The following is a 14,814-nucleotide window of genomic DNA, read 5'->3' as shown; positions in this document are numbered from 1 at the left end:
TAAAATGATTCATGGGTATACTCCTTTGTGGTTGTTTTGTTTGCAGAAATCATTCTACAAGGAATATACCTTTTTTGTCTATTGAATAACGTCAGATAAAATTCGACAAAACGAATTTACACAAAAAATTTTACACTATGACAAGGAGGTAAACGCTTACAACTAAATAGAAAATGGAAACCTAAAAAAGGTTAAAATATTAATATTAGGAGGTATTCATTATGAAAGTGAGTATTAGAGGAAAAAATATTACTGTTACTAAAGGAATCCAGGATAAAGTTGAAAAACAGTTATCTAAATTAGATAAATACTTTATCATGAGTGATAATATCGAGGCTAAGGTATTAGTAAGAACTTATACTTTTGGTCAGAAGATCGAGGTAACAATTCCGACAGAATACGTCTTATTAAGAGCAGAAGAAGTAAGTGATGATTTATACAATGCCATTGATTTAGTCATCGATAAATTAGAAGGTCAGATTAGAAAGTATAAGACAAGATTAAGTAGAAAATCTAAAAACAATAAGTTAGCTTTCAATATTCAGACACTTGGTGATATTGCTGGTGATGATGAAGAAGATGTCATTGTTAAGACAAAATCAATTAATCCTAAACCAATGGATATGGAAGAAGCAATCATGCAGATGGAATTGATTGGACATTCTTTCTTTGTTTATCTAGATACAGAATCAAATGCTGTTAGCGTCATTTATAAACGTAATGACGGAGGCTATGGTCTACTAGAAACAGAATAAAAAAGTTCCGGGAGAAATCCCGGAATTTTTTATGTATAGATATATAGAGCTAAACAAGATCACCCTGATAGATATCATTCTTAGCCATAAGCTTATCAATATCATTTAAGATAGTTGTCTTTCTAATTGACCACTGTGGTTCAAAAAGCTGTCCGATCATTGCATCACCAGTAAGACGTTCCACAACGACATGACTAGGAATATGGCGCAATTGTTCTACAACTAATGAAATATAGTCATCTCTTGATAAGAGTGGAAAAGGCTTATTCATATACTGAAGATAAAGGGCAGTGTTCTTCATGATATAAAGACTATGAATCTTGATAGCCTGAATATCTAGCTTACCAACTTCAATAGCTGTCTCTAGCATCATCTCGTGTGTTTCATAAGGAAGACCGTTAATAATATGGACACATACTTCCAGTCCATATTTTCTAAGTAAAGACAGACCTTTCTTGAAGGTTTCAAAATCTTCACAGCGATTGATGATCTTAGAAGTTTCATCATGAATACTTTGAAGACCTAGTTCAATATAGATATCAGTTTCCTTGTTTAATGTTCCAAGATATTGAGCAATCTCTTCAGTGATGCAGTCTGCTCTTGTGGCTATGGCAAGACCAACACAGTCTTCAAGATGAAGAAACGGCTCAAAACGCTGCTTTAATGTTTCTATTGGAGCATAAGTATTAGTAAAAGCCTGAAAATAAGGAATGAACTGACAATGAGGCCATTTTCTTCTCATGATTTCTTTTTGATCATTAAATTGTTTCATCAGATCATCATTGACATTGCCAGCGTATTCTCCTGCTCCCATGCTTGAACAGAAGCTGCATCCTCCGACACCTTTGCTGCCATCTCTATTAGGGCAGGTAAAATCAGCGTTCAATGCGACTTTAGCGACTTTAGTATGATATTTCTTTTTAAGAAAGTAATTGTATGTATGATATCTCTTATTATCTAATGTATAAGGAAAATTATTCTTCATAATGCGACTCCTTCGTAAGATGAAAAGATTATAACATGGATGTGATAATGTGTTAAAGATGGATAACGTAAAACTTTCTTTTGATCATTTAGTTATCGATTCAATCACCATGACATTTCCAGATCATGGCTTGATTGGCATATATGGAAAAAGCGGATGTGGGAAAACCACATTGCTTTATGTTCTTTCAGGAATGCTTCCATGTGAGGGAGAAGTAATAAGGGAAGGCGACTACAGCTTCATTAGACAAAATAACGATCTATTAAGTTATCTTAATGTAAAAGATAATCTATTATCAGAATGCTGCTTAATGAATAAACACTATGATCCACATTATTTTAATAGACTGGTAGAAAAACTTGAACTGTCCCATCTATTAAAAAAATATCCTCATGAACTATCAGTAGGACAAGTAAAAAGAGTAGCGATTGCTCGTTCATTGTTAAGACAGGTTCCTATTCTTTTTTGTGATGAACCTACGGGAGCCTTGCATCAAGCACAGTCTCATGAAGTTATGACATTATTAAAAGAAGCTTCTAGGTATGCACTTGTCATTGTGGTCTCACATGATGTCTCGCTATTAAGGCAATATGTAGATGAATTGTATCAGCTTAATAAGAAATTAAGATGCATAAGTCATAAGGATGTTTTAGATCAGAAAAAATGGGGAAAAGCAACGAGGAAAGCACATGTTCATTTTGTTTATTCTTCACTTAAATATCATAAAAGAAGATATACAAGACTTATTATTTTTCAATGTTTTATGATGCTTTTATTCTTAATAATGAGTACAGGACTATATAGTCTCAATAAAACATGGAAGCTGATTCTTGATGGTCATCCTTTAAAATATATGAATATTGTAGAAGAACCATGTCCGAAAGGATTATTTCTATTTGAATGTGGAGATTTTCCTGGTGAAATAGATTGGCATGTCATACCAGAAAGGACAGATCATATTCATCTTGTAGATGGACGTCTTCCTATAGAAAAAGATGAAGTGCTGGTTAGTGATACAGTTAATAAGATGAAAATCAATTATGAATTAGAAGGAAAACACTGTTTTCATGTAGTAGGACACTATCATGAAATACTGGGTATGAAACGTGCTTTTGTATCACAAAGTTTTTATCAGAGGTATCATTATTATTCTACTTCGCAATATGTCGTTGAAGGGGATTATGAAGTAATCAGGAAAAAGTATTTCCATGTAGAAAATGAATGGGTTCTCTTACAAAAGAGCTTTGAAACATTGTGGAAATTAGCATCATTTGTGTTTATTGTATTTTTTTTAATAGCAATCATTATTTCTTGTTTGTATGTTTTTATTATTAAAAGAAGCATCCATGAAGAAAGAAAAAGAGAAAGTGCCATTCTTTTAAGTGTAGGTGTTTCTATTAATAAAGTTACAAGAATCTATAAGAAAGAAGCGCTGCTGATAACGCTATGTACTTCATTATTGACATTTGCGATCTATATTGACTTGTTTTGTGTTAACTATCTTTTTCATATAAGTGAAAGCTGTTTTCACTTTTCTCTTTATGTATTGCCGATCAGCTATTATGTTATCATCACAGTCATTTATATGATGATTTCTTTAACAGGAAAAGAATCGCTTTCTAATGAAAAGATTGTGTCATTATTAAGGGAGGATAATTAATGATTGAATTAAGAGATATTTATAAGATCTACGGACATGAACTTGTTCTAGAAAATATTTCAATCACCTTGCCTGAAACTGGCATGATTGGATTGCTTGGAAAAAGCGGCAGTGGAAAAAGTACGCTTTTGTATATTCTTGCAGGATTGGATCTTAAGCATGGTGGAAAGATCTTTGTGGATGGAGAATTAAGTCTAATTAAAGATAAAAAGCGTATTGCGATTATGTTACAAAGACATGAGCTTGTATCATGGCTATCGGTTCACCACAATATCAGACTTTATGATGATTTTCATTCCTCCTTATTTCCTTCACTTTCTTTATTTCATATTTCTTCCTATATGCATAGTGCTATACCGCTTTTGTCGCTTGGGCAAAGACAGCGTATAGCTCTCAATAGGAGCTTTTACTATCAGCCTGATATCATACTTTGTGATGAACCGACAGCCTCCTTGGATCACCAATGTGCCCAGGAAGTCATGTGTACTTTAAAAGAATATGCCAAAGAACATCTGGTCCTTGTAGCATCGCATGATGAAGAACTCATACATGAGTACTGTACGGATGTTCTTACATTAGAAGATGGTCACCTTGAAGGTCATATTAAAAAAAGAAACAAGGGGAAAAGCACTGCTTTTCATCATGACTATAAGCGCTTTTTTGTCTTGTTTTTATCTCTAGTTAAAGGACATCTTTCATCTTATGTGCGATTATCCTTTGTATTTTTTGTGACGATGTGTATGTTAATGGCCTGTGTCAATATGACATGTTCATTTAGAAAAGAAGTGCAATCTTATCTTCATGAACTCCTGCCACATGATGCATTAAGTTTTAGATGTACATCTTGTCCATTGTCTTTAGATAAAGAAAAGTATGTTTCACAGGTCTTCCTTTATCCAGAAGATTATGAATTATTAGGGATTTCTTTAAATCCCCAACGTTTCAATCAAAGAGAATGTATCGAAGTGATGGATGAATCACAGGGGGTAAAAAGGGTTTCTTTAGGAAGATATGCAAGAAACGATAATGAAATTATTGTTTCTAGAACTCTTTTTAATAGATTAGGAAGACAGCTTAATAGAAGTTATTATCTTTATTATCATCATGGAAGAAAGGCGAAAGGTGTTAAGGTAAAGGTGGTAGGGGTGTCTTTTGAAAATAAGAAGATTGAAATCTACTATAGAAGAAGAGGGAATCTTACTTTGATTGAGCAGTGTTTTCATCATAAAGTAAACTATCGATATGGGATTCTTTATTATACAAGAGGATTATCTTTATCTTATTTAATAAGAAAGTATCCTGAACTTCATTTTAAGAAAGTAGGTAAAAAGAGCGAAGATCAGGTTTCACAGTTTTTTAATAAAATAGAAGCAGTCCTTTTTCTTTTTGCAACACTGGCGATCGTATCTACTGTCTTTTTTATGTGTGCTAATATTGATGAACTCATTTACAAGATGAGAAAGGACATTGCCTTATTTTATTGTCTGTATGCGAAAAAGGGACAGTTGTTTGTTTTGTATTATATGTTTGTATTAAGCTGTTTTCTTTTTTCTTCACTGTTAAGTTTTCTTTGTATTAATTATCTGATGATCTTTATTAATAAAGAAGTTATTCCTACTTTTATTAATGCGCGTTTTCTTTTAAGGTGGCCTTATCTTTCAATAATAAAGATGATGATTTCTTCATTGTTGGTGGTTATATTCATAACGGGATATACATTAAGAAAACAATTGAATATAGATATTGTTAATGTCCTAAAAGAGAACTAAAAGTTATTGATGAGGAAGAAAAAGTATGATATATTAGGTTCATATTGAAATCGATGAACAGGATTAGTAGATAGAAACTGCTTTCTAGAGAGCTTATGGCTGGTGGAAATAAGCAAGCAAGGCTATTGAACTCACCTGGGAGAGGTATCTGTGAAAGCAGATAACGTTACACCGCGTTAAGGTGATAAGTGCATGAATGTCTTCATGAACTCAGGTGGTACCGCGATGAATCGTCCTGAGACTGAAGACTTTTTTTATTATAGGAGGATAAAAAATGAGTTTTGATCACAAATCTGTAGAGAAAAAGTGGCAGAATTACTGGGATGAACATAAAACATTCAAGACTGATGCAGCTGATTTCTCTAAACCTAAATACTATACTTTGGATATGTTCCCATATCCATCAGGACAGGGTCTTCATGTAGGACATCCTGAAGGCTATACTGCAACTGATATTGTCAGCCGTATGAAGAGAATGCAGGGCTACAATGTGCTTCATCCAATGGGATTTGATGCTTTCGGATTACCTGCTGAACAGTTCGCTATTAAGACAGGACATCATCCTGCAGAATTTACTTATAAGAATATTGATAACTTCCGTCGTCAGATCAAGTCACTAGGTTTCTCTTATGATTGGGATCGTGAAATTGCGACAAGTGATCCAGAATATTATAAGTGGACACAGTGGATCTTTACTAAACTTTATGAAGCAGGATTGGCTTATGTAGCAGAAATGCCAGTAAACTGGTGTCCTGAACTTGGTACAGTTCTTGCCAATGAAGAAGTTATTGATGGTAAGAGTGAACGTGGGGGATTCCCAGTTATTCGTAAACCAATGAGACAGTGGGTCTTAAAGATTACTGAATACGCTGAAAAATTATTAAAAGATCTTGATTTAGTTGATTGGCCTCAGTCTACTAAAGAAATGCAGAGAAACTGGATTGGTAAATCTACTGGTGCAGATGTTGTTTTCAAGATTAAAGATACAGATAAAGAATTTACTGTCTTTACTACAAGATGTGATACATTATTCGGGGCAACTTATTGTGTAATGTCACCTGAACATCCATTTGTAAATGAAATTACTACTAAAGAACAGGAAGAAGAAATCAAGGCATATCAGGAAGCAGCAGCTAGAAAATCTGATCTTGAAAGAACAGATTTAAATAAAGATAAGACTGGTGCATTCACTGGAGCTTATGCGATTAACCCAGTAAATGGAAAAGAAATGCCAATCTGGATTTCTGATTACGTATTAGCTGGATATGGAACAGGTGCAATCATGGCTGTACCAGCTCATGATGATCGTGACTTTGAATTTGCAAAGAAATTCAATTTACCAATTATTCCAGTACTTGAAGGTGGCAATGTAGAAGAAGCAGCTTTCACTGGAGATGGTGTACATATCAACTCTGGATTCCTTGATGGTTTAAATAAAAAAGATGCCATTGAAGCAATGTTAAAATGGTTAAAGGACAATAACTGTGGGGAAAAGAAAACAACTTATAAATTAAGAGACTGGCTATTCTCTAGACAGAGATATTGGGGTGAACCAATTCCTATCATACATATGGAAGATGGTACAACTCGTACAGTTGCATTAGATGACTTGCCATTGGAATTACCAGCTACTGATAATTATCTTCCTAACTCAGAAGGGGAATCACCATTATCACATGCGACAGATTGGTTAAATGTAGAAATCGATGGTGTCAAAGGGGTACGTGAAACAAACACAATGCCTCAGTGGGCAGGTTCATGCTGGTATTATATCCGCTATATTGATCCACATAACAATGATGCAATCGGAGATAAAGCATTATTAGATCACTGGTTACCAGTTGACCTTTATATCGGTGGTGCTGAACATGCGGTATTACACCTTCTTTATGCAAGATTCTGGCATAAGTTCCTTTATGATATTAACGTTATCTCATCACCAGAACCATTCCAGAAATTATTCCATCAAGGTATGATCCTTGGTCCAAATGGTGTCAAGATGTCTAAATCTAGAGGAAACGTTATCAACCCAGATGAAATCGTAGACGCTTATGGTGCAGATACACTTAGATTATATGAAATGTTCATGGGTCCACTTGATGCCGCTAAACCTTGGTCAGATACAGGGGTAGAAGGTTCAAGAAGATGGCTTGATCGTGTTTACAGATTATTCATTGAAACAGATAAGATTACAGATGAAAACGATGGCTCATTAGACTTCGTTTACAATGCGACAGTGAAAAAAGTAACAGAAGACTTTGAAAACTTAGCATTCAATACAGCTATTTCTCAGATGATGATCTTCATCAATGATGCCTATAAAGCAAAATCTATCTATAAGCCATACGCTGAAGGTATTGTAAAGATGCTTTCATGTATCGCTCCACATGTCTGTGAAGAAATGTGGTCACTATTAGGACATGAAGATACAATCTCATATGAAGCATGGCCAACATATGATGAATCTAAGATGGTTGTCTCTGAAGTCGTTATGCCAGTTCAGGTCAACGGTAAAGTCAGAGCAAAGATCACTATCGCTAAAGATGCTGATCAGGAAACTGTCAAAGAAGCAGCTTTATCTCAGGACAATGTTAAAGTTTATACTGAAGGTAAAGAAATCAAGAAAGTTATCGTTGTTCCAAACAAGATTGTAAATATCGTTGTTGCAAAATAATAAATGAGACGCTAGTCACTGACTAGCGTCTTTTCTTTAGGCTTATTTCGAAAAAACGTAAATAAAACCATTTTCAGAATTCTATTGAAGAGAAGAGAAAGATGATATCTTGTGGTTAAAAATATTCCAATGATAATACATAGATTATATGCGATATATAGCCAATAAATTGAAAAAGTCATAATTCACATGCTACCATTTGATTATTTAAAAAAACAAATGTAAGCCCTTGCGTTCCATCTTTTTCTTGCTATAATGGACTTAGATGTTCTAGAAATGACAAAAATTTTACTATTTTTTGATAATTAAAATCCAAAAAAGTGTGGTGAAGAAAATTTATTTGATTTTATTTGATAAGAACGCGCAAAATTTATGGGAATAAGAAGGAGTATAGTAATGAAAATGAACAAAAAGCTAAGTGCGGCGTTAGCACTATCAATGGTTGTAGGAGCTACTACAACAGTCCCAGTTATGGCAGAAACTACAAATAATCCTGAAAAGACTACAAACGATACTACTAAGAGTGCAACTGATTTACGTAATGATGCGAATGCTGCTAAGAAAGAATATGAAGAAGCTGCAGCAGCAAGTAAGACAGCTGATCAGGAATTAGAAACTGCAAAAAAAGATGCAGAAAATGCCGAAAAAGCATACAATGCTGCTAAAAATGCTGCAGACTTATTTATAGTATGGCAAAATAAGAAAGTTGATCTTTATCAAGCTGCTAAAGCAACAGAAGATGCAGAGCGCAATGCAAATCAAGTAGATCATGATCGTTTAATGAGTTATAAAGATGCAAAGCAACAACTTGAATATTCAAATGATTTTTTAGAACATAATTATGATAATATAGCAACTATAGAAAAAAATGAAAATTTTACAACTACATATGCTAGATATTTACAGCTTAAGAATGATAATGAAAAAAAATATCAGAGATTTAGAACATTCTGCCATGACTTTAATCTAAATGAAGATGCAAATGAAAATGATGTTGATGAAGAATATAGAGAAACATTCGTTTCATACAAAAAAGCTAGTGAGAAAGCTAAGGAAGCATTTGCGAAAGCTGAAACTCAATTTAATGAAAATAGAACTCAGAATGAAAATTATGATTATGCTATAACAAATGTGGAAATTTTACAGTTTGATATTGCTCAAATAGAAAGTTATATCGATAATTTAGTAAACACTAATGCAGTTGTTAAGACTTATGCTGAGGTACTTAAAGCTGAAAAAAAGGCTAACAAAGAAGAAGATGACGCACATGAAGCTTATTTGGAAGCAAAGAAGGTATACGGAAAATCATTTAATAGTCAAAATAAATGGAATAGAGAAGTTGGAAAAGCAAAAAATGCTTTAAACAAAGCTAATGACGTTTTAGCAGATAAGAAAACTGCTGCTACAAAAGCTAAAGATGATGCTGTTACATTGAAGGCTGTTTATGATAAAGCTGAACAGAAAGCTGTAGCTGCTGAAAAAGCTGAAGAAGCTCTTAGATTAGCTGAAGAAGCTAGAAAGGCTGCAAAAGCTAAACCAGCTAAGGTAACTCTTAAAAAAGTAAAATCTAAAAAGCGTAAGACTGTAAAAGTTACATGGAAGAAAGCTAAGAATGCTAAGAAATATCAAGTAGCTTATCGTAGAAAGAAATCTGCTAAGAAATGGACTAAATGGGTTTATAAAGTAGTTAAAGGTAAGTCATATACTAATAAGAAATTAAAATCTAAAAAAACTTACCAGTTCAAGGTAAGAGGACTTAATGGAAAGATTAAAGGTGCATTCTCTAAAAAGAAAAAAGTTAGAGTTAAATAGTATTTGATAATTTGGACTGATATCAGTGTTGATATCAGTCCTTTATTTTTTTACTTGTTGGAATCTGTATCCTTTAAGGTTGGTGATTATTGCCTTCTACATATTTTATTTTTGAAAACCAATTTAGAGCATCTATCTGGGGTCGCATCTTTCTTATATAATAAAGCTATGATAAAATGTGAGATATAAAGGAGTAAATAATGATGACACCAAATTTAGATAATCGAGTGCTTGTAACAATATTAGGCTATTTAAAAGAAAAGAATGATGAAGAACTCGCTGAAGAATTATTTCGTATGATTGCGGAAGAAAGCTATTTTCTTTCGCCAGTAAGTTTTTCTAAGAAACCTATTATTCAGCGTGATGGCTCATTACGTCTTGAAAATGATACTAAACTACGTTTTCCTACTGTAAGAAATGAAGAAGGAAAAGCGTATTATCCTGCTTTTACTGATCGCAGTGAACTTGAAAAATGGGATATTGATTTCAATATTCACACAGTACTTACATTATGTATTGATGATTATGTTGATATGCTTACATTAGATAATGAAAATGCTGGTATTGTACTTAATCCATTCAATCAGAGTTTTATTATTGATAAAGATTTTCTTATTCATCTTTTACAGGTAAGAAAAGAAAACAAGCCAGAAGATGTAAGAAAAACCATCATGGATGGATTAAAGCATGTCTAAATACTCACGTCTTTTGTCGTTTGTATTACGTCATAAGCCAGAATATCTTGATCTTCATCTTGATTATAATGGCTATGCTTTCATTGATGATGTAATAAGAGGATTTAAAGAAAAGGGTTATCATCTTTCAAGAGAGGAACTTGAAAGAATTGTAAAAGAGAATGATAAACAACGCTTTTCTTTTGATAAGACGCATACCAAAATACGTGCTAATCAAGGACACAGCATTGATGTCAATCTTTCACTAGATGCCATTACACCACCAGATGTGCTTTATCATGGCTCTTATCTTGATGTAGAAGAGAAGATCAAAGTAGAAGGCATCAAGCGAATGACACGCAATTATGTGCAGCTATCGATTAATATCGATGAGGCACTCATTGTAGGCTCGCGTCACGGAGAGCCGATTGTCTATTGGATTGATGCCAAAAGAATGATGGAAGATGGATACCATTTCTATCTTTCAAAAAATGGCATCTATATGACACGCTATATTCCAGTAGGTTATTTTCACCTCATAGAAAAGAAGGATCACATATGTCAAACATCGCATTAAATTATATGTTTCGTAAAAAACTGAATTTTAGAGAACTAGGTGGCTATCGTACACAGGATGGCAGACATGTTAAAGAAAATGTCTTCTTTCGTTCGGCAAGATTGGATCATTTGAATACCAATGAGCTAAGAGCTATCAAGAAATTAGGTATTAAAACCATTGTGGATTTAAGAAGTGAAGAAGAAATTAATAAGCATCCTGATCCTATCATGAGTGGCATCTCTTATTATAAGATGAGTGCCTTAAAGGATGAAAAAGGAGAAGATATCAACTATTCCCCATCTTCAATATTAAAGAAAGCATTAAGACAAAGAGATAAGAACATCGCTCAAGCGACACTGGAACATTTTTATGCCTTAATGATATTTAACAATGGGACATTCACTAAGTTAATGAACATGTTAAAAGAAGAACACACACCTATATTGTTTCACTGTACGGCAGGAAAAGATCGTACAGGTATTGCATCTATATTGATATTATTGTTGCTTGGAGTAAGTGAAGAATCTATTCGCAAAGATTATCTTCTTACCAATAAGTATCGCAAGAAGGCACTTAACAAGCAGCACCGCCGCTTTAAGCTATTGACACATTTTTCAAACAATGTCAGCGATATTGTGACTCTTTCAGAAGGTGTACTTCCTGAAGGCTGTGATTATATTTTTAATCTTATTCATCAAAGATATTCAAGCTATGAAGAGTACTTTGAACAAGAGATGCATATCAGTAAAGAGGAACAAAAAAGAATTAGAGAAAAATATTTAAAATAGCTATTGCAAGCGCTTACATGCCATGCTATAATGTAGTCAAGAAGAAGGAGAAATCCTTTGGATAAAGACTCTTAATATTATAATCATCACAGGCATAACAAATGTGAAAACAGGAAAAGCCAAAATTAAAGCAATATAGAAATTTCATTTAATCTTATCATAATATTGTTTCTCGATAGAGATAATCTCAAAAGAAAAAATGAAGTGAGAATCTTCGGTGATGGTTATTAATAGATAAGAGTCTTTTTTTTGCTTTGTATTGAATGACATCTTGATTTGGGTAAAGCAAGTGGATCACTTGTTTTACCTCTTTTTAGTAAGTTGCTTTTTTCATTGTAATAAATTTATCTTTTAGAGAAAAACATTAGGCAAATAGCTTTTCTTTTTTCTAAAGCTTGCTATAATAATGGAGATTAAGATACATTCCTCGGAGGTATGAAAATGAAGAAAAAAATTGGTCTTGCAGTCGTGTTGGCCTTGATTGTAGCTGGCATTGGTCTGTTCCTTGCCTATTACAATACAAGTAATCGTAATGTATGGTTTGATAACACAGTAATTAATGGTGTTGATGTATCAGGTCAGACGCTTGAACAGTCTAAAGAAACATTAACTAAGGCATTAAATGATTATACATTAAATGTAAAAGGACGTAATAACGGAAAGTTCAGTCTTAAAGGTGAAGATATTCAGTTTAAATTAACATTATCCGATAAGATTAATGAGCTATTTAAGAATGTCCATAATAAAATCGCATTCCCTTATGCACATTCTAAGTATAAGGTAGATTACTCTGTTTCTTATGATAAGAGTGCTGTTGCACAGGCTATCGATGAATCAGAAATCGTTAATGGTAGTGATAACTATGAAATCGTAAATCCTCGTTCTGCTTTCATCATGTATGATGAAAAGAAACATGATCTTGTTGTATCAAGTGGTATCGATGGAAATAAGATTGTTAAGAAAGAATTTAAGGCAGCTGTAAACAGTGCAATCGGTAGAGCTGTTAAGACACTTTCTATTGACGATAATACAAAGTATTCAAATATCTATAAGAATGCTAAAGCAACTGTTAGTAAAGAAGATCTTCAGAAAGTTCTTCCTGAATACAGAGAATTAGCTATGAAGTTTGTCAAGTGGGATATGGGAGACAATATCACTGAAGAATTAAATCCTCAGGAAATTGCCGATATGCTTTCCTATAAAGATGGTAAAGTTTCATGGAATGATGAAAAGATCACTGAATGGACTGAAGCTTTTGCACAGAAATATAAGACAGTAGGAACAAAGAGAACTTACAAGTCTCATACTGGTGCAATGCTTTCTACTGCTGAAGGTGATTATGGTTTCAGACTTGAATGGGATAAGACATTAGCTCAGGTCAAGAAAGCTTTAAAGAAAAAGATGGATCAGTCAGATGTAGATGCTTATGCTAAAAAAGCAGATGATGATACTAAGAAAGCTATCACAGTTTCATTAAAGCCAATCTGGTATTCAAAAGGTTATAAGCTTAACCTTGAAAATAAAGCAGAAGATTGGAACTCTACTCGTTACTTCGAAGTAGATATGAAAGAACAGAAAGCATACTTTATCCAGAATGGTAAAGTCGTATATTCTACAAACTGTATTACAGGTAAACCAGAAGCTAAGAGAAAAACAACTACTGGTGCTTATTGGATCAAGCAAAGACAGCTTCACCGAGTTCTAAAAGGTGATGGTTATTCAACACCAGTTACTTATTGGGTACGTATTACTTGGACAGGTACAGGTTTCCATGCTGCACCATGGCAGTCATGGGGTAGCTGGAGTCCTTCTTACTACTTATCAAGAGGATCACATGGATGTGTCAACTTACCAGGAGATGCTGCAGTTAAGATCTACAATTTAGCTCAATATGGTGACATGGTATTTATGCATTATTAATATGAAATGTACAGATCAATGATCTGTACATTTTCTTTTTTGATGGGTTAAAAACATGAACAATTCAACAATTCTTTAATTGTATTTTTCACAATCTAATTGCTTGCATTATATCAAACTTGTGATATAATCCTTAACTATTGGAGGAGAAATATGGATATTTTGTTAGACCCTATTATGGATTCAGTAAAAGCATTGCCAGTGCTTTTTATTGCATTTCTTGTTGTTGAAATTCTAAAGAATAAAAATATAGCCAACAGAGTATTGGCACATACGCGATTAGGTCCACCTGTCGGTGCGCTTCTAGGTACTATTCCACAGTGTGGTTTTAGTGTTGTGGCTGCTCAGCTTTATGGCATGAGAGTAGTGACAATGGGAACATTGATAGCTATTTTCATGGCTACAAGTGATGAGGCGATTCCTATTCTTCTTGTGCATCCTCACCTTTTTGGCATGATGTTACTGCTTATTGCCGCAAAATTTGTTGTTGGAGCAGTGACTGGTGTCATTGTTGATGCTATTCATCATGAAGAAGATGATTCATATGAATATATTGAAATAGAAAGCTGCAGCTGTGGTACAGGTGTTAATTTATGGATTAATGTATTTTCCCAGACATTAAAGATTTTCTTCTTTATCTTACTAACTAACATTGTTATGACATTGCTTATTGCCTGGGTAGGAGAAGAAACTTTATCTACAGTCCTTAAACAGAACATTTTCCTACAGCCCCTTGTAGCTGGACTTGTTGGATTTATTCCTAACTGTGCTGGAAGTGTAATCTTAACGCAGCTTTATGTCACAAATGCTTTATCATTTGGTGCACTATTTACAGGATTAACAACATCTGCTGGTGTTGGAACAATCGCATTGTTCGCTTACCATAAGAATGTAAAAAAGAATATTGCCATTTTATGTATTTCTTACATTGTTTCTACACTTGTAGGATACATCTTGATTATTGCATTATAAAGTCGGGTCTTCCGACTTTTTTCTTTACAATAAAGACAGCTGTAGTATAATGAGCGTGTAGCGAAGCTACACATAAATCTTTGGGGCAGGTGAAATTCCTGATCGGCGGTGATAGTCCGCGAGCGCAAGCATGAATCGGTGTAATTCCGATACCGACGGTATAGTCCGGATGGAAAAAGATGGTGGTATTATATTTACTTTTTCAATCTCCCAAAGTCATTGGGAGATTTTTTTCACCATAGAAAG

The 14,814-nt window shown here is 33.8% G+C and carries 11 protein-coding genes, 1 riboswitch and 1 other annotated feature; of the genes, 10 read left to right on the top strand and 1 reads right to left on the bottom strand.

What is annotated here, in order from left to right:
- Positions 1-221 precede the first annotated feature (221 nt).
- Positions 222-755 carry a ribosome hibernation-promoting factor, HPF/YfiA family gene (hpf, locus tag J6L95_RS02225; RefSeq protein ID WP_107318173.1) on the top strand — a complete coding sequence of 178 codons (534 nt, stop codon included), beginning with the start codon at positions 222-224 and terminating at the stop codon, positions 753-755.
- Between the two features lie 49 nt (positions 756-804).
- Here hpf and mnmL read toward each other — a convergent pair whose 3' ends face one another.
- On the bottom strand, positions 805-1,740 hold the full coding sequence (mnmL, locus tag J6L95_RS02220) for a tRNA modification radical SAM protein MnmL/YtqA (protein WP_029070156.1): 936 nt from the start codon (positions 1,738-1,740) through the stop codon (positions 805-807).
- A gap of 58 nt (positions 1,741-1,798) precedes the next feature.
- Between mnmL and J6L95_RS02215 the strand changes: the two genes are divergently transcribed.
- From J6L95_RS02215 to J6L95_RS02175, 9 genes are all read left to right on the top strand, one after another.
- Positions 1,799-3,400 (top strand): ATP-binding cassette domain-containing protein, encoded by a 1,602-nt coding sequence (locus J6L95_RS02215; RefSeq protein ID WP_287457993.1) that lies wholly within the window; start codon positions 1,799-1,801, stop codon positions 3,398-3,400.
- Positions 3,400-5,169: an ABC transporter ATP-binding protein gene (locus tag J6L95_RS02210; RefSeq protein ID WP_287457990.1), complete on the top strand. Its 1,770-nt coding sequence runs from the start codon at positions 3,400-3,402 to the stop codon at positions 5,167-5,169. The genes J6L95_RS02215 and J6L95_RS02210 overlap by 1 nt, the downstream gene beginning before the upstream one ends.
- 44 nt (positions 5,170-5,213) lie before the next feature.
- Positions 5,214-5,410 (top strand) — a binding site (T-box leader).
- A gap of 33 nt (positions 5,411-5,443) precedes the next feature.
- On the top strand, positions 5,444-7,843 hold the full coding sequence (gene leuS / locus J6L95_RS02205) for a leucine--tRNA ligase (protein WP_287457988.1): 2,400 nt from the start codon (positions 5,444-5,446) through the stop codon (positions 7,841-7,843).
- A 396-nt stretch (positions 7,844-8,239) separates the two neighbouring features.
- Positions 8,240-9,655: a fibronectin type III domain-containing protein gene (locus J6L95_RS02200; RefSeq protein WP_287457987.1), complete on the top strand. Its 1,416-nt coding sequence runs from the start codon at positions 8,240-8,242 to the stop codon at positions 9,653-9,655.
- A 200-nt stretch (positions 9,656-9,855) separates the two neighbouring features.
- On the top strand, positions 9,856-10,350 hold the full coding sequence (locus tag J6L95_RS02195) for an SseB family protein (RefSeq protein ID WP_287457986.1): 495 nt from the start codon (positions 9,856-9,858) through the stop codon (positions 10,348-10,350).
- Positions 10,343-10,906 (top strand): RNA 2'-phosphotransferase, encoded by a 564-nt coding sequence (locus tag J6L95_RS02190; protein WP_287457984.1) that lies wholly within the window; start codon positions 10,343-10,345, stop codon positions 10,904-10,906. Before J6L95_RS02195 ends, J6L95_RS02190 begins: the two co-directional genes overlap by 8 nt.
- On the top strand, positions 10,888-11,676 hold the full coding sequence (locus J6L95_RS02185) for a tyrosine-protein phosphatase (protein WP_287457983.1): 789 nt from the start codon (positions 10,888-10,890) through the stop codon (positions 11,674-11,676). The genes J6L95_RS02190 and J6L95_RS02185 overlap by 19 nt, the downstream gene beginning before the upstream one ends.
- 441 nt (positions 11,677-12,117) lie before the next feature.
- Positions 12,118-13,596 carry a L,D-transpeptidase gene (locus J6L95_RS02180; RefSeq protein WP_287457982.1) on the top strand — a complete coding sequence of 493 codons (1,479 nt, stop codon included), beginning with the start codon at positions 12,118-12,120 and terminating at the stop codon, positions 13,594-13,596.
- Between the two features lie 153 nt (positions 13,597-13,749).
- Positions 13,750-14,568: a putative manganese transporter gene (locus tag J6L95_RS02175; protein ID WP_287457980.1), complete on the top strand. Its 819-nt coding sequence runs from the start codon at positions 13,750-13,752 to the stop codon at positions 14,566-14,568.
- A 72-nt stretch (positions 14,569-14,640) separates the two neighbouring features.
- Positions 14,641-14,753: riboswitch (FMN riboswitch) on the top strand.
- Positions 14,754-14,814: the final 61 nt, after the last annotated feature.

Source organism: Kandleria sp. (assembly GCF_017934775.1).
In the GTDB taxonomy this organism is placed as follows: Bacteria; Bacillota_I; Bacilli_A; order Erysipelotrichales; family Coprobacillaceae; genus Kandleria; species Kandleria vitulina.
This window is presented reverse-complemented; position numbering and strand designations above follow the sequence as displayed.